The organism is Clostridium celatum (assembly GCF_021412605.1).
In the GTDB taxonomy this organism is placed as follows: domain Bacteria; phylum Bacillota; class Clostridia; order Clostridiales; family Clostridiaceae; genus Clostridium; species Clostridium celatum.
In genome coordinates this window covers 18,486-40,740 of the sequence record NZ_JAJKGM010000032.1, presented here as the reverse complement: position 1 = coordinate 40,740, position 22,255 = coordinate 18,486, and the positions used below count along the sequence as shown (strand labels likewise).

Sequence of the window (22,255 nt, the reverse complement as noted above, 5' to 3'; positions counted from 1 at the left end):
TAATATTAAATTTTATCCACAACTAATAATAGAAAAACCCTCTGTTTTTAAACAGGGGGTTTTTCAACAAACTGAAAATACACATAATATTATTATGTGTATTTTAAAATATTTTTATTCTCTATTGGTTACTTAAAAAATTTACTAAATACTTACTATTGTTTAATGTACACATTTCTCCGCTTACTCTACGAAATGAGGACTTAAATTCTAAGCTCAATCTATGATTTCACTAAAAATTTAATGTCTCCTTGATAAGTAAAGCTACGTTCTCAGCAGTAGGATGTATCAACTCACTCACTTTGTTCGCTCTTTGACATCCCTTGCATGGAACGTGCTAAATACTTATCTTCGTCGCTCTCTCTCCCTGATAAGTAAAGCTACGTTCTCAGCAGTAGAATGTATCAACTCACTCACTTTGTTCGCTCTTTGACATCCCTTGTATGGAACGTGCTAAATACTTATCTTCGTCGCTATCTCTCCTTGATAAGTAAAGCTACGTTCTCAATATGAGCGGTATGTGGGAACATGTCTACTGGCTGAACTTCTATTGTTTTGTATCCATTTTCCTCTAATATAGCTAAATCTCTAGCTAATGTGCTTGGATCACAGCTCACATATACTATTCTTTCTGCATCTATATTAGTTATTGCATTTAATAATTTAATATCACAGCCCTTTCTAGGTGGATCTACAACTACTACATCAGCTTTTACTCCGCTATTTATTAAATCTGGAATAACAACTTCTGATTCACCAACAAAGAACTCTACATTATCTACATTGTTTTCTCTAGCATTTATATTTGCATTTTCAATAGCTTGTGGAATAATTTCTACTCCATAAACCTTTTTAGCCTTTTGTGATAAGAATAATGTAATAGTTCCAGTACCACAATATGCATCAAATACAGTTTCATCTCCAGTAAGTCCTGCATACTCTAAAGCCTTGCCATATAAAACTTCAGTTTGAATAGGATTTACTTGGAAGAATGATAATGGTGAAATATTGAATCTAAATTTATCTATATAATCACTTATAGTTGGCTCACCCCATAGTGTTATACACTTCTCACCTAATATAACATTAGTAGGCTTAGAATTAACATTTTGAATTACACTTTTAATTCCTGGTATATTATCTACTATTAAATTTATAAATTCCTGTTTATAAGGTAGATTTTCACCATTTGTCACTAATACTACCATAACTTCATTACTAGTAAAGCCACGTCTTATCATTATATGTCTAACAATTCCTGTTTCATCATAATTTCCATCTATATTGTATGGTTTTATATTATATTTTTTTATCCATTCTCTTGTTAATTCAACTACCTTATCTGCTATTTCATCTTGAATTAGACATGTTTCCATATCAATTATTTCATGACTTCTTGGCGCAAAGAAACCTATCTTTAACTCTCCATTAACTAATCCTATAGGTAATTGAACTTTATTTCTGTATCTCCATGGTTCTTCCATACCTAATGGAAATTTAACTAAGCTTGAATCTAATTTTCCTATTTTACTTATACAATCCTTAACTCTCTCAAATTTAAAGTTTAATTGTTCATTATATTTTGAATGCTGTAATTTACATCCACCACATCTATTATGTATTTTACAACTAGTTTCACATCTTTCAACTGAAGGTTCTATTATATTAATAAGCTTTCCATAAGCAAAATTCTTCTTAACTTTTACTATTCTAACATTTACTTTTTCGCCTTTTAATGCTCCTTCTATAAATATAGGATAACTATCATTTATTTTAGCTATACCTTCTCCTTCATATCCTTGAGAAACTATATCTACTATGTACTCTTTATTCTTTTCTACCAAATCTATCACCTATCACTTAATTAAATTTGTTCTGTTTATCCTTAAGTATATTAAATTATAACATAATAAAAGTAAATTAAGAAATAATTTAGTTTATCTTCAAATTTAGAAGATTTATATTAATCACTTATAGCTAAATTCATCTCATAATATCTACTCTAGTATGTTTATTATTCAAAAAAAAAGACACCTTTCGGTGCCAAGTAATGAATCAGTTGCCTTTACCATTTTAATTCTTTCGAACTTCTATGATATTATCAATTATACCCTAAAATTGCAATAGCAATTGTTAACTTTTTGTTAACTTTTTATGAAAATAGCCATTTTTGCTAGTCTTTCTTGCATTTTTCTTTGTATTTTATAAATATCATGAATTTTTTTATTCATTTTCTTGTGTAAAACTCACTATATAACTATATAACTTTAATTTTTAGAAAGTTAAAATTCTATTTTTTTAGTATTCATAATATAAAAAAATAAGAAGTGTAAAATTACACTTCTTATTTTATGTTAATTATTCAACTACGCTTACTTTTAAAAGGTTTGTTGATCCAACTTTGTCTAATCCAGCGGCTATTACAACTGTGTCTCCAGCCTTAGCAAATCCATTTTCAACAGCTAATTTAGTAGCGTTAGCCATCATAGCATCTGTTGAATTTTGATCTTCAGCAACAACTGGATATACTCCAAAGCTAAATGCTAAGCTCTTAGCAACTTTTTCACATGGAGTTACAGCTACGATTGGACAATCTGGTCTGCATTGAGAAATTCTCTTAGCAGTTGATCCACTCTTAGTTGAAGAAACTATTGCAGCAGCTTTTAATTCGTTAGCGGCATTGCAAGCAGCTCTTGATATAACTCCTGATATAGCTGGAGTGTGAGATTTAGCTTTAGAAACAGCAGTTTCGTAGCTTAATTTCTTTTCAGTTTCAACAGCTATCTTAGCCATAGTTTGAACTGATTCTACTGGCCAATCTCCGTTAGCTGATTCACCAGATAACATGATTGCATCTGTTCCATCTAATATAGCGTTAGCAACGTCAGAAACTTCTGCTCTTGTTGGTCTTGGGTTTCTCATCATTGAATCTAACATTTGAGTTGCAGTAACAACTGGCTTTCCAGCAGCATTACATTTTTCGATCATCATCTTTTGAACAGCTGGTAACTTTTCGAATGGAATTTCAACTCCTAAATCTCCTCTAGCAACCATTAAACCGTCTGAAGCTTCTAATATAGCATCTATATTATCAACACCTTCTTGGTTTTCTATCTTAGAAATGATCATGATGTGTTCTCCACCATTTTCATTTAATATTTGTCTTATAGTTTCAACGTCTGAAGCTTTTCTTATGAATGATGCAGCAACAGCGTTAACTCCGATTTCACAACCGAATTTTAAGTCAGCTATATCTTTTTCAGTTAAAGCTGGTAATTTGATTGAAACTCCTGGAACGTTAACTCCTTTGTGAGTTGCAACAAATCCTGTGTTTTGAACTGTACAGTGAATCTTGTTTCCTTCTATAGATTCAACTGTTAATCCTACTAAACCGTCATCGATAAGGATAGTATCTCCTGGTTTAACATCATTAGCTAATCCAGCATAAGTTACTGAACACTCTTCAGTGTTACCAACAACATCTCCACCTGCATGAACAGTGAATTTAGCTCCTGCTTGTAATTCAACCTTCTTAGGTTCAAATTTACCAGTTCTGATTTCTGGTCCTTTTGTATCTAACATAACAGCTATTTCTTTGTTGTGCTTCTTAGCTAATTCTTTAACTAAGTTTATTCTTGCTGCATGTTCTTCATGATCTCCGTGAGAGAAGTTGTGTCTTGAAACATTCATTCCTGCTTCTATTATTTGTGATAATATTTCTGGGTTTTCACTAGCTGGACCGATAGTGCAAATGATCTTTGTCTTTCTCATTTAAAACTCTCCTTTAATCTCTAAAATCATAATGTATTTAAAATAAAATTATTAGTATATTAATCTAATTTACAAATTAGAATTTAATTATTTAGAAATTTCTTCTGAAATTTCATATAATTTTTCATCAAATTTTCTATCTAATGCTAAAGCTTCATCTATGTCTTGGTCAAATATTTCGTTGTCTTTAATTCCAACAACTCTTGAAGTCTTACCTTCCATTAATAGTTCAATTGCTTTTGAACCCATTCTTGAAGCTAAAACTCTATCAAAAGCACTTGGGCTTCCACCTCTTTGGATGTGACCTAAAACAGTTGCTCTAGTTTCAATTCCTGTTTGAGCTTCTACGTATTTAGCTAATTCTGAAGCGCCACCAACACCTTCAGCAAGTAAAACTAGGTTATGCATTTTTCCTGATTTCTTACCTTCTAGGATAACTTTACATAATTCATCTTTGTCATATCCTTTTTCAGGTGTAATTATGTATTCAGCTCCACATGCAACACCTGTGTGAAGAGCGATATCTCCACAGTTTCTACCCATAACTTCTACAATAGATACTCTTTCGTGAGAAGTTGATGTATCTCTAATTTTATCTATAGCATCAACTACAGTATTTAATGCTGTGTCAAATCCTATTGTATAATCAGTGTAAGTTAAATCATTATCTATAGTACCAGGTAAACCTATTGTTTTAACTCCTAGTTTTGATAATAATTTAGCACCAGTGAAAGATCCATCTCCACCGATAACTACTAAAGCATCTACACCATTATCTGCAAGTATTTGTGCAGCTTCTTTTCTTACTTCTTCTTGTTTAAATTCTAAACATCTAGCAGTTCTTAAAATTGTACCGCCTCTTTGAATTATATCTGAAACTGATGATCTATTCATTGGGAATAACTCACCATTAATTAATCCAGCATATCCTCTTTGTACTCCCATAACTTCAATACCGTTATGTATTGCAGTTCTTACTACTGCTCTTATTGCAGCATTCATTCCTGGAGCATCTCCACCACTTGTTAAAACAGCTATTTTTTTCATAAAATATTCCTCCTCGATACTACTAAGGACTCTGCATGTCCACACACTTTGAAATATTCCTTATTATTCTTACATTGTTTATTATTAAACTTTTTACCACCTTATTTATTTTACTTGTAAACTGAAAGTAATGCAACTAAAATAAACATCAAATTGTCTAAATTTATCGATTATTTAAATTATTATGTGTATATTATACCCTATATTTATTGAAAATATATATTATATACGCTTGCCAAATTCTTTTATAGACTGTTTTCATTTATACATAATATCAAATTTATAGCTTTTAAGTAAAATTAACTAAAATTCACTTGAAATAATAAATATTTTTCTATTTTTTATTAAAAAATCTTTCCTCTTTTATTTTATAAAATTTATAATATATTTTATATTGTAATTTTTCACAAAATTAAAAAAATAAAGTTCTTAGCAAAGTTTATTGCTAAGAACTTTATAAATATTTTTTCTAATTTTCATATTTATTAAAATTATGCATTATTATCTATTCCACAATTTTAACATTCTCTTCTCCAAAGCTTTTTATTAATTCAATAACTACATCACTATTTAAATCAACCCACATTTCTTTTGGCATACGATAATTCTTTCTATCTTTTGCTGTAAATACATATATAGGTGTATTTCCTCTATATTCATTCACTATCTGCACTAACTGCGGTTTAATTTCTTTAGCTTTTTCTAAGCTTTCTACTCTTAAATAAAGTTTTTCACTATTTACTTTTTCTAGAGGCTCAATACTTTCACATATAAGCTTTGGCTCTTCATCTTCCTTAATACTAACTCTACCTTTTATTATTACCATAGAGTCTAAAGTTATTAAATTTCTAACTTTATCTAGTGTCTTAGGAAACACAACAACCTCAATAACACCACTTAAATCTTCTAACTTTAAAAATGCCATCATAGAATTATTTCTAGTTACTTTTTGATTTACTTCAGCCAGTATTCCACCTAAAACAACTCTTTGATTATCTTGAATTAAATATTCATCATCACCTAATCCATCCATTATAGCTTCATAGGAATTAAAAATAGTTTCTACTGTTGTTGATGTCATTACCTTTAAGCTCTTTTCATATTCATCTAAAGGATGACCAGTTATATAAAGCCCAGTCATTTCTTTTTCCATTGATAATAAATTATTTTTAGCAAACTCTTTAATATCTGGATATTTTACTTCCGGTGCTTTAATACTTTCCTCAGCCATTCCAAAAAGACTAATTTGTCCATCTATATTTCTTTTCTTTTCATTTGATATACTATCCATAAGCTTTTCATAGACAGCTAAAAGCTTAGATCTAAACACTTTAAATTCATCAAAAGCTCCTGCTTTAATTAAGCTTTCTACTGCTCTCTTATTTATAGTTGATAAATCTATTTTGTTTATAAAATCAACTAATGATTCAAAATTACCTTTTTCTTTTCTAGCTGCTACAATTCCTTCAACAACATTTACACCAACATTTTTTATTGCTGCAAGACCAAATCTAATACTATCATCTTTAACTGTGAACTTTGAGTAACTTTCATTTATATCTGGTGGTAACACTTGTATTCCTAAGCTTTCTGCAAATTTTATATAATGTGCTACCTTCTCATTTATACCCATAACAGAATTAACCATTGCTGCTATAGTTTCAACTGGATAGTAATGCATTAAATATGCTGTTTGATATCCTATTACTGCATATGCTGCAGCATGACTCTTATTAAATGCATATGAAGCAAAGTCCATCATTTGGTCGAAAATTTCATTAGCCGCTTTTTCACTTATACCATTTCTCAAGCAACCTGGAACTTCTACATTGCCATTTTCATCAACTATTCCATAAATAAAATTCTTTCTTTCTTGCTCCATAACGCTGTGCTTTTTCTTTGACATGGCTCTTCTAACCATATCACTTCTACCTAGTGAGTATCCTCCTAGATCTCTAACTATTTGCATTACCTGCTCTTGATATACCATTACTCCATATGTAACATCTAGTATACTTTCCAGTTCTGGTGTCTCATAATGCACACTGTCTTTATTTCTTTTACCTTCTATATATCTTGGAATTTCTGACATTGGACCTGGTCTATATAGAGATATACCGGCTATAATATCTTCTAAGCAGTCAGGTTTTAATTCTTTCATGAATGATGTCATTCCTGGAGATTCTAATTGGAATACACCAGCAGTCTTTCCTTCACCAATCATGTTATAAACATTTTTATCTTCAAAATCTATCTTATCTAAATCAATATCTACTCCGCGATTTTCTTTAATCATCTTAACAGCATCACTCATAACTGTTAAAGTTCTAAGTCCAAGGAAATCCATCTTTAGAAGACCAAGTTCTTCTAATGTTGTCATATCAAATTGAGTTACTATCATGTCTTCATTTCTTTGAAGTGGTACATATTCAACTAATGGCTTAGATGCTATAACTACACCTGCAGCATGAGTTGATGAATGTCTAGGTAACCCCTCTAAAGTTCTACTAACATCAATTAGTGTTTTTACTCTATCTTCACTTTCATATGCTGCCTTAAGTTCTGGATTTAAATCTAATGCCTTTTCTATAGTTATTCCAAGCATTGTAGGAATCATCTTAGCTATTCTATCAACTTCTGCATAAGAATAATTCATAGCCCTTCCTACATCTCTTAAACATAATCTAGCTGCCATTGTACCAAATGTAATTATCTGTGATACATTTTTTACTCCATACTTATCAACAACATAGTCAATTACTTCTTGTCTTCTTTCATAACAAAAATCCGAATCTATATCAGGCATACTCACACGTTCTGGATTAAGGAAACGTTCAAATAGCAAACTATATTTTATTGGGTTAATTTTTGTTATTCCAAGAGTATAAGCAACAATTGAACCTGCAGCAGATCCTCTACCTGGTCCTGTTGGTATTCCATGATCATTTGAGTATTTAATAAAATCCCATGTAATCAAGAAATAATCAACATATCCCATTTGATTAATTACTCCAAGCTCATAATTAAGTCTATCAACATAACATTTTGCTTCTTCATTACTTTTACTAAACTCATTTATTGCACTAACATCTATAGGCTTCCCCCTAAACTCATCAAATACATCGTATCTTTCAACAAGTCCATCAAAACAAACTTCTTCTAAGTAATCAAAATGAGTTTTATACTCCTCTGGAACAGGGAAATTAGGTAACTTAGATACATGGAATTCATAATCAAAATTACACTCTTCTGCAATCTTAACTGTGTTTTCTAATGCTTCTGGAACGTAAGAAAACATATCCCACATTTCTTCTGGTGATTTTAAATAGAATTGATTTGAAGGATATCTTCTTCTATTTTCATCATCTACAGTTTTACCAGTTTGAATACACATAAGAATATCATGAGCCGTTGAATCTTCTTGCTTTATATAGTGAACATCATTTGTTGCAATTAAAGGTATACCCGTTTCTCTAGATAACTTAATGTTTCCTTCTGTAACCTTTCTTTGCTCTTCCATTCCATGATCTTGTATTTCTAAATAAAAGCCATCTTTAAATATGTCTCTATACATAAGAGCTACTTCTTTAGCTTTTTCGTAATTCTCATTTAATAAATTTTTTTGAACTTCTCCACCAAGACAAGCACTTAAAGCTATTAACCCTTCACTATGTTTTCTTAAAAACTCATGGTCAACTCTCGGTTTATAATAAAAACCATCAATAGATGCTGCTGATACTATTTCCATTAAATTCTTATATCCAACTTCATTCTTTACTAATAAAACTAAATGATATGTACCATTATCTTTATCATTGATTTTAATGTCCATAGACTTGCCCGCAACATAAACTTCACAACCAAGTATAGGTTTAATTCCTTGTTCTATAGCCTCTTTATAAAAAGCTACACATCCATACATAACACCATGATCAGTAATTGCTATACTTTTCATCCCAAGCTCTTTAGCTCTACTAATAACTTTTTTTATCTTAGCAGAACTATCAAGCAAACTATATTCTGTATGCAAATGGAGATGACAAAACTCCTTATTTTTCAATAAAAACACCCCCTTTGGAAAACTAAAAGTGAAAAGCTAAAAATTAAAGCTATTTAAAGATTTTCCTTTTTATCTTTTCACTATTAATAAATTAATAATTTCCACTTCTAATTTCTTCTGCTATTTTTTCTATTTTTCTTAATCTATGATTTATTCCGGATTTACCTACTGGTGGATCTAGCATTTCACCTAATTCCTTAAGTGATTCGTCTGGATAACTTAATCTAAGTTCTGCAACTTCTTGAAGATTTTTAGGTAATCTTTTAAGTCCTATGGTACTTTGAATAAGCTTTATACTTTCAACTTGTCTTACTGCTGCATTTACTGTTTTACTAAGATTAGCCGTTTCACAATTAACAAGTCTATTTACATTATTTCTCATTTCCTTCATTATTCTTATATTTTCAAGTTCCAGTAATGACGTATGAGCACCAACAATGTTTAAAAGGTCAACTATTTGCTCACCTTCTTTTATATATATTATAAAGCTATTTTTTCTTTGAATAACTTTAGAGTTTAACCCAAAAGAATTGATAAGTTTACACAAATCAATTGCATACTCCTCACTATGAGTTACAAATTCTAAATGATATGTTTTTTCAGGATTAGTAATACTTCCTCCCCCTATAAACGCACCTCTAATATATGCTTTTTTGCATTCTTCTGTCCTAACCATTTCTGGATCTATTTTATAATCAAGAGTTAATACTCCATCAATTTCTTTAAATATTCCTGTTTCTGTTAATAAATCCCTAACGCCCATTTCCTCTTCTATTAAAACCATATATATATTATTCTTCTTTAACGAATTACTCTTCTTAACCATTAATTTTGAATGTATATCAAAGTGTTCCTTTAATATAGTGAAGATATGTCTTGCTGAAGCTGGATTTTCCGTTGTTATTCTAAAGCTAAGACCTTTCCCACTAAACCCTATAGTTCCACTACCCTTCATTATTGCTGAAAGCTCTGCTAAAGCTTCCTCTTTAGATATGTCTATGTACCTACATATTTCTCCCTTTACTTTCGCTGAAAACGACATTTACTAATTCTCCTCACTACTTAAATAATATATTTCATTATATCATAAACTGTGCCGTATGTGTCATACTATAATATTGGAAACTTTAATAAATACTATTATATTAATAACTAAATTTCAAACACTCATTTTTATATAAATATTAATATCTATATTTCATTTTTATATCACTATATCAATACCATTATCTTAAATAACTTTTCCTCAAAATTTAAATTTAAATTTGAAAAATATTGATATAAATCAACGCAACATATATGCTAAATTCTAATTTAATACTTAGTAAAAGAAAAATTGAATTAATAGCCAACTCAATCGATAAAATGACTAAAAACTTAATCAATCTTCCTTAAACTAAATATAAAATTATTGCTAAAATATTATATCAATACTTTTTCATTTAATTTTTATTTGCAATAAAAGTTCTATTTTTTCTTTGATATCTTCTTTGATACGTACATATACTCAATTATTTTCTTTCTATCATAAAGTAATTTCTTATCTAAGATAGTAGTCATTAATATTTGTGCTAAATGCTTTGAATCGTGTTTTACGTATCCTTTTGTTATTTTAACTAAATCTGTTTCTATAACCTCAACACCTAATTTGTCTATTTCTTCATAATCTAATTGCACTAATTTTGAACCTTCATTTTTATATCTTTCTTCAATATCTTTAGGTATAGTTCCATTATTAGCAATTACATATTGCACACTGTCTTTTCCACTATATTTCATTAATGTTTTAATATGATCTGATACTGTAAAATCATCTGTTTCGCCTGGTTGAGTCATAACATTAGAAACATAAATTTTAATAGCATTACTTCTTCCTATACTTTCTACAATATCTTCAACTAAAAGATTAGGAATTATACTAGTATAAAGACTTCCAGGCCCCATAATAATTGCATCGGCATCTTCTATAGCCATTAATGCATCTACTAACGGTTTCGCTTTTTCTGGATTAATTTTAAGAGTCTTTATTCTACTATTTTGTTTTAAAGCCTCACTAGGTATTATTGACTCACCTTCTATAATATTACCATTTTCAAGCTCTGCTATTAATTTCATATCATCTAAAGTAACAGGTAATACCTTTCCTGTTACTGCAAGTACTGAACTCATCTTTTGTACTGCATCTTCAAAATTCTCACTTATTCCAGCCATTGCTGCTAAAAATAAATTACCAAAGTTTTGACCTTTTAACGTTCCCTCTGTAAATCTATATTTTAGTAAATCCTCCATTATTGGTTCAGTATCTGCTAAAGCTAATATACAGTTACGTATATCCCCTGGTGGAAGCATACCAAGGTCAGCCCTAAGCTTTCCTGAACCACCACCATCATCACCAACAGTTACTATTGCTGTTATATTATCTGTGTAAAGCTTAAGTCCTCTAAGCATAGTAGAAAGCCCAGTTCCCCCACCTATAACTACCACCTTAGGTCCATTGACATGAACTCTTTTTTCATCAACTAACTCTTCAATATTCTTATTGCTAATTGTAATTTTAACCTTTTCACTATTAATTAATGCTATTGAAGATTTAATAATTTCAGAAAGTGAAATAACCATTATTACAATTCCTAATATTGTTAAAAACAAACTAAAAACCTTTCGGCTTAAAGTATTATCAACACTTGAAATTAATCTAATTATTCCAAATATCAAAATTACTAATCCAATAAAACCAGTAAATAACCATCTTTTAATTTTTATACCTGGTTTCATCAAAAAATCCATTATCATAATTTCTTATCCCCTTTATGAACATCCTCTTTTATATCTCTATGCTCTATATATACATTATAATTTTTCTCGTGTAAACTTTTGTAAATTTCATTAGCTATAGCTACAGATCTATGTCTACCGCCTGTACATCCAATAGCAACTATAAGTTGTCTCTTACCTTCCTTTTTATAATTAGGTATTAAGAAATCTAACATGCCATTTAGTTTTTCTAAGAATTCTATAGTTTCTTCTTGTTCTAATACATAATCATTAACAGGCTTATCTAAACCTGAAAAAGGCTTTAATTCTGGTATATAGAATGGATTTGGTATAAATCTAACATCAAAAACTAAATCTGAATCTACTGGTATTCCATACTTAAAACCAAAACTTAACACAGTAATTGCCATTTGTTTTTCTGGAATGATTTCATCACCAAATCTTTTAGTCATTTCTTCTCTTAAATCACCAATTTTATATTTTGATGTATCTATTATTATATCTGCATTTTCCTTTACTTCTCTTAATTTTTCTCTTTCAAGTTCAATTCCCTTTATAACTCTACCATTTCCAGCTAACGGATGACTTCTTCTCTTTTCTTTAAATCTTTTTACAAGAACTTCATCACTTGCATCTAAAAATAGAATTTCATATTTAAATTGTTCTTTAGATAACTCCTTTAAACTTTGGAATAAATCATTAAAGAAAACTCCCCCTCTAATATCTATAACTAAAGCAACCTTGTCTATTTTACCAGCGCTTTGACTGCAAGCTTCAGCAAATTTTGTTATTAAAGTTGGTGGTAAATTATCTACACAAAAATACCCCATATCTTCTAAGCTTTTAGTAGCTTCTGACTTACCTGCACCTGATAATCCTGTTACTATAATAAATCTCATCTAATACCTCCAAAATCCTGTTTTTTACTGCTAGTATAACTTCATTATAACATACTACTTATTTCTAAATGCTTATCTAAAACCTAAAATTTTATATTTTATTATTACTAATTTCTTATTATCAATATTCTTCAAATAATAAATGAAAAAAGTTGCTAAATAGCAACTTTTTATTCTTCACCTATTATTCTAACTTCAGGATGAAGATCTACACCAAATTGTCTTTTTACTTCATCTTGAATGTATTTTATTAAATCTGTAATATCTTTAGCTGTAGCATTTCCTTTATTTATAACAAATCCAGAATGCTTTTCTGAAACAGCTGCTCCACCTATAGAATAACCTTTTAATCCAGCATCTTGTATAAGTTTTCCTGCAAAGTAACCTGTAGGTCTCTTAAATGTACTTCCTGCTGATGGATACTCAAGTGGTTGTTTTGACTCTCTCTTATTTGTTAAATCATCAATTAACTCTTTAATAGTTTTAACTGTACCTTTTTTTAAAGCAAAAGTGGCAGATAATACTACATATCCTTTTTTCATCACTAGTGATGATCTATATCCAAAATCTAACTCATCTTTTGTAAGAGTAACTACTTTTCCGTCTTCATTTATTACATCTGCACTCTCAATTACATGAGATATTTCTCCATCGTAAGCTCCTGCATTCATAAATACAGCACCACCTATAGTCCCTGGAATTCCACAAGCAAATTCAAATCCTGTTAGTGAATTTTCCATTGCTTTATCTGAAACAGCCTTTAACATAGCACCACATTCAGCTATTATTTTATCATCTTTTACTGTTATATTATTAACCTTCTTTAATGATATAACTACACCTCTAAATCCACCATCTCTAACTAATATATTAGAACCGTTACCTATAACATAAAATGGAATGTTATTTTCTTTACAAATATTAATGCTCTTTAATACTTGTTCTTCATTTTCAGGAATCAATAATATGTCTGCTGGTCCTCCAACTTTAAAATTAACATATCCACTTAACTTTTCATCTATTTTAACATCTGTTTCATTGTAAAATTCATTAAATAAACCTATAAATTTACTGTATTTATTCATTAATAAGCTCCTTAAACTACAAATTATTTTATAGTTTAATAGTATAAATTAATTTATGCTATTAAACAAGTGAATTTATTTTAATTATTGCCATTAAAGTAAATAAAAATACTTTCTGCCGATTTTTTATCTATTGATGGTGTTTCCAATAATTCTTCTATTGTAGCTTTCTTTATATTATCTACACTACCAAACTTTAAAAGCAAAGCTCTTCGTCTTTTTTCTCCAACATAAGGTATGTCATCTAATATGGAATGTAATGTTCTTTTATCTCTTAAACTTCTATGATATGTTATTGCAAATCTATGCACCTCATCTTGGATTCTTCTTATAAGTTGCATTAAATTAGAACTTCTATTAATAATTAACTCTTTATTATTATATATAATCCCCCTTGTTTGGTGCTTATCATCTTTAACAAGACCACATACAGGTATGTCTATATTTAAGCTTTGTAGAACCTCTAATGCAACATTAATCTGTCCTTTTCCACCATCCATCATTATTAAATCTGGAAAGTTCGAAAATTTTCCTGCGGAGAATTTTAGTTCCCTCTCTTGAATAGCTTTTATTTCCTCTAAACCATGATTAAATCTTCTAGTAAGTATTTCTCTCATACTCTCATAATCATTAGCACCCTTTACAGTTTTGATTCTAAATCTTCTGTAATCACTATTTTTAGCTCTTCCTTCTTCAAATACTATCATTGTTCCAACAGAATCAACGCCTTGAATATTTGAAATATCATATGCCTCTATTCTAGTAGGCCATTCTTCTAAATCCAATAGATTTTGAAGTTCTTCTAAAGATACTCTATTAATCTCTTTTTCCTTAAAGAATTTATCTTTAAATTTTTCTAAAGTTATTTTTGCATTGCTCTTAACCATTTCTAGCATTTCTTTCTTTTGACCTTTTTGAGGAACTTTTACCCAAACCTTTGACCCTCTTTTAATTGTTAAATATTCCTCTATTAAGTCATTATCAGAAATCGCTGGTACATATATAGTTTTAGGTACTTTAGCAGTGCCTCCATAAAATGATGTTATAAATTCCTCAAGCATTTCTTCAATAGACTCATTTGCAGTATTTTCAAATATAAAATGTTCTCTACCAATTACTTTTCCATCTCTTGAGAAAAATACTTGAATACAACTATCTTTTTCATCAAAATCAATATTGATAAAATCCTCATCACCTTCCATAGTTTTAAATATCTTTTGTTTCTCCACTATAGCTTCTATTGATAGTATTTTATCTCTTAAGGCCGCTGCCTTTTCAAATTCTAATTCTTCTGCTGCTTTTTCCATATCGGCTTTTAGCATTTTAGTTATGTACGTATCTTTTCCACTAAGTATGTCTATAATATCACTTATCATCTTTCCGTATTGTTCTTTTGATACATGCCCACCACATGGTCCTAAACATTTTTTTATATGGTAATTTAAGCAAGGCCTTACCTTCTCACCATTTTCTCTTATAGCTAATTTGCAAGTTCTTAATGGAAAAATCTTGTTTATTAAATTTATAGTTTCGTAAACGGCTGTCCCATTTGTATATGGGCCAAAATATTTGCTACCATCCTTAGCATAATTTCTCGTTACAAAAACTCTAGGAAAATCATCCTTTATTGTTATCTTTATAAAAGGATAAAATTTATCATCCTTTAATAGTATATTATATTTGGGACTATATTTCTTTATTAAATTACACTCTAATATTAATGCTTCCATTTCAGAATCAGTAACTATATACTCAAATTCAGCAATATTTTTCACCATAACTCTAACTTTTTCAGAGTGATTTTTCGAATTTTGAAAATAACTTTTAACACGATTCTTTAAAATTTTAGCTTTTCCAACATAAATTACTTCACCTAAAGAATTCTTCATTAAATAAACACCAGGCTTATCTGGTAAATTCTTTAAATGATACTCAAAATCAAAAATAAAAACACCTCCGTTTTATATAGTTTAGATTTCTAGCTAGGAAGCTAGGAAGTTAGTAGTTTAAGGAATGAAATTAACTTTTTTAACTTTAAAATATATATTTTTTTAATTTAAGTACATAGTTTTATCATCAATTCCTAACCACTAACTCTTAACATCTAACTACTTCTAGTATCCTAAAACTGCTTGCCTTACTACTTGACTTGCTATTATGGCTGCTGATCCTGCTCCACTTTCACCATTTTCAACTATGACAGCTACTGCTATTTGTGGATCATCCATAGGTGCTACTGAAATAAACCATCCATGTGGTACTGCTTCAGTTCCATCTTCTAATGTATAATCTGCAGTACCTGTTTTTCCACCAGCATTAGTTCCTTCAAATGCAGGCCATCTCCATAAATTATTATCAATTAAATATTTCATATAACTTTGAACTGTTTGTGCATCCTCTACAGACATAACTTGCCTTAATTCTTTGCTATCTACTGTTTTAATAGTATTTTTATCTTTATCAACAACAGAATTAACTAATTTAGGTGTCATTAAAACTCCATCATTTCCTACTGTTGCTGCTACTAATGCCATTTGCATAGGAGTTGCTAAAACAGCACCTTGACCTATACCACTTTGTGCCATATTACCAAGTTCTGAGCTATTTAAAGTTGGAAATGTACTAGCAGATATAGTTACTCCTGGTCCTCTAATTACTGAGTTAAATCCAAAATCCTCTGCAGTTGCCTTTAACTTATCATTTCCAAGTTCCATTGCTAATGTTCCAAAAACAAAATTACTTGAAACTCTATATGCATACTTTAAATCAATATCTCCATGTGCTTGATAAGCATAATTATTTAAAGTTGTTCCATCTTCAAATTCAATTTTTCCTGTATCATGGAATATTTCTTCTGTAACTCCAGGTATATTTTCTAAAGCACTTGTTAATGTTACTGTTTTAAATACTGAACCTGGTGGATATATACCATCTATAGCTCTATTTATTAATGGCGTATCATCAGCACTACCTGCATTTGCTGCTTCCATTGCACTATCTAAATCATTAGGATTGTAACTTGGTTTTGATACCATTGCTAATATCTCTCCAGTTTTAGGGTTTATTGCAACTACTGCACCCCTATTATCTCCTAGTGCATCATATGCAACTCTTTGTAAGGTAGTATCTAATGTTGTGACTACACCATTTCCTACTTTATCTGATTCACCTAATATTTCATTAAATTTAATTTCACTAATAAATTCATTGAAGTTTTCTTTAAAATTAACACTTCCTGTAGACTCTTTATCGCTTTTAATATTTGATATAAGTCCTTTAATATCTATACTAGATAAAAAGTTTCTAAAATTATTTCCAAACATATTGTAGTTAGTAAGTTCATCATTATACTCTTCTTCTAATCCTGTTATTCCATATATTGAACTTACATAACCTAAAGGATGAACAAATAAATCTCCCTGAAGATAGGTTCTATCTTGAGTTGTTTCACTTGTTTTTTCACTTGCTGTAAGTGCTTCTCCATTTCTATCATATATAGTTCCTCTTAAAACTTCATTTTGCTTTGCCATAACTATAGTATTTCCTGGCATTGCATTTATTTCTGGCGCTTTAAAAATTTGAAAATATGCTATATAGGATATCAATGCTATAAAGCAAAAAAGAAAAATTGTCATTACATTTTTTACACTCTTAGCTAAATCATTCATATCCTATGCCTCCTCCGAAATCTTTTGTAATATTCCTAACGCAAAGAATATTGTTAGTACTGATGATCCACCATAACTTATTATTGGTAGAGTTATACCTGTTAATGGTATAACTGAGAATATTCCACCTATAATAACTAATGTTTGACAAGCTATCATAGTACTAAATCCTACTGCTATTAACTGTGAATATTTATCATTAGTTATAAATGCTGCTCTTATTCCTCTATAGAACAATAAGAAGTATATTATCATTATTCCTATTGCAAATATTATCCCAAACTCTTGGCATATTACTGCATAAATCATATCACTATCACTTACTGGTAAACTATCTATATATCCTTGCCCTAATCCTGTTCCAGTAAATCCACCAGCAGAAATTCCATATAAACCTTGAACTATTTGAAGTGATTCATCATATTTATATTCCCACAAGTTTTTCCAAATCATAACTCTTCTTTGAACATGTGGAAATACTAAATATCCCCCTATAGCTCCTATTACTGATAATCCTAAAGCTGTAAACACATACTTTTTCTTTGATGTTGCAACATATAATAATGTTATTGAAATACCAAAAAATATTAAAGTGGTACCTAAATCTGCTTGTAATACCATACAACCTAAAGAAAATATCGCTACTAATGCTGGTTCTAATAATTGCTTAAAATCCTCTTTAAAATTCTGTTTATTTTCATATGTTGCTAGTGCTGAAGCTAAATATAAAACTAGAGCTATTTTACCAAATTCTGATGGTTGAAGCATAAATGGACCAATTGCAATCCAGTTCTTTGCTCCTCCAAATGTGCTACCAAATATCAGTGCAAGTGGCATTATTACAATTGTAACTATCATAAATTGCTTTCTATACTTTGCAAAACTCTTCAAATCTGGCAATATAACTACTATTAATATGTAACCAACAATTCCAACTGTAACCCAAATTAACTGTTTAATTGCGGTTATTTTATCTATCCTATATAACGTTGCTATTCCTACTACTGCTAATACACTTGCAAAATTTAATATGAATTTGTCCCCATCTGGAAAAAATCTTCTAATTACAAAGTGGGAATAGCCTATTAAAACACATAAGACTACTCCCATAATTATTGCAAATTTATCAAAAGGCTTTTCTATAAAGCCTAAAACAGTGAAAAGTAATAAGCATAGCAAATATATCATTCTTAATAATCTTTTTTCTTGCTTTAATGCCTTCATAAATTCACCTCTATTATTTAAATGAAACACCTTTTCATATTGTTAAAGATGTAATCTAAACTAACTAAATTAAAGATTTAAAATGTTACTTACCTGATCTTAATACTTTAAAAACAGCACTTCCTATTTTAATTTCATCATCAGCCATAAGTTTAAATTGTTCCTCAATTTTTTGATCATTTACATATATTCCATTAGTACTATTTAAATCTTCTATATATAAACTATTATTCTTTACATATATTTTTCCATGATTTCCTGATACAAAAGGTTCTGTAAAAATAATTATGTTATCTTGCTTTCTTCCTAAAGTAACATTTCCTCTTATAGGTATAACTGATCCTTGTTCAAGAGTTGAATTAACTCCTGCCTCAATAACTTCAAGCCCATATACTCTATCTGAATTGTTACCTTTAGTTTTTCCGCCGGTTTTAACATCTTTATACATTATTTTTAATGAATAATATATTATTAAATATAATATTATAATAAAAAGTATTCCACCTATAAAAGTCATTAACTTGGTAATATTCATATTTTCACCTCAAAATTTAACTAATATCCTCCATTATATATTAAATCTATTTCTAAAAAATAACAAGTCATAGCATATTAACTTAAAAGTTTCTTAAGATATTTACCTGTGTAAGACTTTTCTTTCTTTATTATATCTTCCGGCCTTCCTTGAGCTACTAATGTACCACCTTTATCTCCGCCTTCAGGACCTAGATCAATTATATAATCAGCACACTTAATCATATCTAAATTATGTTCTATAACAACTACACTATTTCCTGCATCAACTAATCTTTGAAGTATTTCAACTAATCTATTAACATCATCAACATGAAGTCCTGTTGTTGGCTCATCTAAAATATACAATGTTTTTCCTGTGCTTCTCTTAGATAATTCAAATGCTAATTTAATTCTTTGAGCTTCCCCTCCTGATAGTTGTGTAGATGGTTGACCTAATCTAATATATCCAAGACCAACATCATTTAAAGTTTGAAGTTTATTTTTTATTCTTGGAATATTTTCAAAGAACTCTAATGCTTCTTCAACTGTCATATTTAAGACATCATCAATATTTTTACCCTTATACTTTACTTCTAATGTCTCTCTGTTATATCTCTTACCTTTACATACTTCACAAGGCACATAAACATCTGAAAGGAATTGCATTTCAATTCTTATAATTCCATCTCCAGAACAAGCTTCACATCTTCCACCTTTAACATTAAAGCTAAATCTTCCTGGTTTATATCCCCTCATCTTAGCTTCTGGCGTTTGAGCAAATAACTCTCTTATAATATCAAAAGTTCCTGTATAAGTTGCTGGATTTGAACGTGGTGTTCTACCTATAGGACTTTGATCAATATCAATTATCTTATCTATATTTTCATATCCTGTAATTTCTTTATATTCACCTGTTGGATTTTTACTTCTATTTACTATTTTATTTAATCCTTTATAAAGAATTTCGTTAACTAATGTACTCTTACCTGAACCTGATACCCCTGTGACCATTGTTAACATCCCTAATGGGAATTTAACTGTTAAATTCTTAAGATTATTTTCTTTAGCTCCAACTACTGTAATAAAGTTTCCATTTCCTTCCCTTCTTACTTCAGGAATCTTAACTTCCTTTTCACCAGTTAAGTACTGACCAGTTATGGATTCCTTACAAGCCATAATTTCATCAACAGTACCTGCTGCAATTATTTGTCCTCCATGTTCCCCTGCTCTTGGACCAATATCTACAATAAAATCCGCCTCTTTCATTGTATCTTCGTCATGTTCTACAACAATAACAGTATTTCCTACATCTCTTAAGTTCTTTAATGTTTGTATTAATTTGTCATTATCTCTTTGATGTAATCCAATACTAGGCTCATCTAATATATATAAAACTCCCATTAATGCAGAGCCAATTTGAGTTGCAAGTCTAATTCTTTGTGCTTCTCCACCAGATAAAGTCCCTGAGCTTCTTGAAAGATTTAAATAATCTAAACCTACGTTAACTAAAAATTGTAATCTACTTTTAATCTCTTTTATTATTTGATCACTTATTATTCTATCTTTTTCGCTAAACTCTATTGAGTTAATAAACTCTAACTCTTCCCTAATTGGCATTTGAGTAAATTCATATATATTTTTATCTCCAACTGTAACAGCTAATACTTCATTATTAAGTCTAGCCCCCTTACATTTTGGACAGTATTTATTACTCATATATTGCTCAATTTCACCTTTTATTACATCAGAATTTGTTTCTATATATCTTCTTTGAAGTGAATTTATTTCTCCATCATAAGAATAAAGATATTTAGCTGTTACACCTTCTTTAGTATATGTAACTGTTAATTTATGTCCTTTAGTTCCATAAAGTAATAAATCTACATGTTCCTTAGATAATTCCTTTATAGGTCTATTTAAATCTAAATCATATTCTTCGCTCATGGCTTTTAATATGGCATATGTCCATGAATCTTCTTTTAATCTTCCTTCACCCCAAGTAGATATAGCACCTTCCATAACACTTAATTCTTTGTTGGGAATAACCAAATCTGGATCTATCTCCATTAATGTTCCTAATCCATCACATTTTTCACATTTTCCAAAAGGAGCATTAAAAGAAAACATTCTTGGCTCAAATTCTTGTATACTTATTCCACAATCAGGACAAGCAAAATTTTCACTAAGTAAAATATCTCGTTCTCCAATTACATTTATAATAACCAATCCTTCTGCTAACTTTAAAGCTGCTTCTAAGGACTCACTTAATCTACCTTCTATTCCTTCTTTTATAATAAGTCTGTCAACAACTGCTTCTATATTATGTTTTTTATTTTTTTCTAATTTTATTTCATCTTCCGAAAGTTCATATATCTCGCCATCAACTCTAGCTCTTACATATCCGCTTTTCTTGATATTTTCTAATACCTTTTCATGAAGTCCCTTTTTTCCTCTTATAATTGGAGCTAAAACTTGTATTTTAGTTCTATCCCCAAGAGACATTACTTGATCTACTATTTGGTCAACTGATTGCTTACTTATAACCTTTCCACACTTAGGACAATGTGGAATACCTACTCTTGCGTATAATAATCTTAAATAATCATATATTTCTGTTATTGTTCCTACTGTAGATCTTGGATTTTTACTTGTAGTTTTTTGATCTATAGATATAGCTGGTGATAAACCTTCTATATAATCAACGTCTGGCTTATCCATTTGGCCTAAAAATTGTCTTGCATATGCTGATAAAGATTCAACGTATCTTCTTTGACCTTCTGCATATAAAGTATCAAAAGCTAAAGAAGATTTCCCTGAACCTGATAACCCTGTAAAAACTATTAACTTATCCCTTGGTATTTCTAAAGATACATTTTTTAAATTATGTACTCTAGCACCTTTTACTATAATTTTATCTTTCATTTTATACCCCTCTAGTAAATGATAAATTTAAAATGATAGTTATGCCTAAATAAAAACTTTAATTACACATAAATTCTTTCCATTTAAATAATCATTTCCTTAACTTCTATTATTATATTTTTATCAGAAAGAGTTTAATTTACTCTCGAACAAATATTCTTTATTTCATTTTAGATTTGTTATTTTTTATTGTCAATTAAATTTTAGCATTCTTTACATTTAACCTTTAAATATAACTAATTTTAATAAAAACTAATTAGTTTTAAACATAAAAAAACCTATAAGATA

Annotated in this window: 13 protein-coding genes; all 13 read right to left on the bottom strand. The window is 29.5% G+C overall.

Going from position 1 to position 22,255, the window contains the following annotated elements; all coding sequences use genetic code 11:
* Window positions 1–473: 473 nt before the first annotated feature.
* The 13 genes from rlmD to uvrA all read right to left on the bottom strand — a co-directional run bounded on the left by rlmD (window position 474) and on the right by uvrA (window position 21,967).
* A complete protein-coding gene (gene rlmD / locus LPC13_RS12515; protein WP_040419056.1) occupies window positions 474–1,844 on the bottom strand; it encodes a 23S rRNA (uracil(1939)-C(5))-methyltransferase RlmD in 1,371 nt (456 codons plus the stop codon).
* Window positions 1,845–2,358: 514 nt separating this feature from the next.
* Window positions 2,359–3,771, bottom strand: coding sequence for a pyruvate kinase (gene pyk / locus LPC13_RS12510; RefSeq protein WP_005212148.1), 1,413 nt, complete (start codon window positions 3,769–3,771; stop codon window positions 2,359–2,361).
* An 87-nt stretch (window positions 3,772–3,858) separates the two neighbouring features.
* Window positions 3,859–4,818 (bottom strand): 6-phosphofructokinase, encoded by a 960-nt coding sequence (pfkA, locus tag LPC13_RS12505; RefSeq protein WP_005212150.1) that lies wholly within the window; start codon window positions 4,816–4,818, stop codon window positions 3,859–3,861.
* 505 nt (window positions 4,819–5,323) lie between these two features.
* On the bottom strand, window positions 5,324–8,878 hold the full coding sequence (locus LPC13_RS12500; RefSeq protein ID WP_040419059.1) for a DNA polymerase III subunit alpha: 3,555 nt from the start codon (window positions 8,876–8,878) through the stop codon (window positions 5,324–5,326).
* 91 nt (window positions 8,879–8,969) lie between these two features.
* Entirely contained in the window at window positions 8,970–9,920 is a 951-nt protein-coding gene (gene whiA, locus LPC13_RS12495; protein WP_195244582.1) for a DNA-binding protein WhiA, read from the bottom strand.
* Window positions 9,921–10,345: 425 nt separating this feature from the next.
* Window positions 10,346–11,674 (bottom strand): uridine diphosphate-N-acetylglucosamine-binding protein YvcK, encoded by a 1,329-nt coding sequence (gene yvcK / locus LPC13_RS12490; RefSeq protein WP_040419061.1) that lies wholly within the window; start codon window positions 11,672–11,674, stop codon window positions 10,346–10,348.
* Window positions 11,668–12,552 (bottom strand): RNase adapter RapZ, encoded by an 885-nt coding sequence (gene rapZ, locus LPC13_RS12485; protein ID WP_005212178.1) that lies wholly within the window; start codon window positions 12,550–12,552, stop codon window positions 11,668–11,670. The genes yvcK and rapZ overlap by 7 nt, the downstream gene beginning before the upstream one ends.
* Window positions 12,553–12,722: 170 nt before the next feature.
* Window positions 12,723–13,637 (bottom strand): UDP-N-acetylmuramate dehydrogenase, encoded by a 915-nt coding sequence (gene murB, locus LPC13_RS12480; RefSeq protein WP_005212180.1) that lies wholly within the window; start codon window positions 13,635–13,637, stop codon window positions 12,723–12,725.
* A gap of 80 nt (window positions 13,638–13,717) precedes the next feature.
* The gene (gene uvrC, locus LPC13_RS12475; protein ID WP_195244601.1) at window positions 13,718–15,583 is read right to left on the bottom strand and encodes an excinuclease ABC subunit UvrC; all 1,866 of its coding nucleotides are present in this window, start codon (window positions 15,581–15,583) and stop codon (window positions 13,718–13,720) included.
* A 168-nt stretch (window positions 15,584–15,751) separates the two neighbouring features.
* Window positions 15,752–17,305, bottom strand: coding sequence for a peptidoglycan D,D-transpeptidase FtsI family protein (locus LPC13_RS12470; RefSeq protein ID WP_195244581.1), 1,554 nt, complete (start codon window positions 17,303–17,305; stop codon window positions 15,752–15,754).
* 3 nt (window positions 17,306–17,308) lie between these two features.
* Entirely contained in the window at window positions 17,309–18,529 is a 1,221-nt protein-coding gene (locus tag LPC13_RS12465; protein WP_195244580.1) for an FtsW/RodA/SpoVE family cell cycle protein, read from the bottom strand.
* Between the two features lie 85 nt (window positions 18,530–18,614).
* On the bottom strand, window positions 18,615–19,064 hold the full coding sequence (locus tag LPC13_RS12460) for an FHA domain-containing protein (protein ID WP_005212192.1): 450 nt from the start codon (window positions 19,062–19,064) through the stop codon (window positions 18,615–18,617).
* Window positions 19,065–19,141: 77 nt separating this feature from the next.
* Window positions 19,142–21,967, bottom strand: coding sequence for an excinuclease ABC subunit UvrA (gene uvrA, locus LPC13_RS12455; protein WP_234088839.1), 2,826 nt, complete (start codon window positions 21,965–21,967; stop codon window positions 19,142–19,144).
* Window positions 21,968–22,255: the final 288 nt, after the last annotated feature.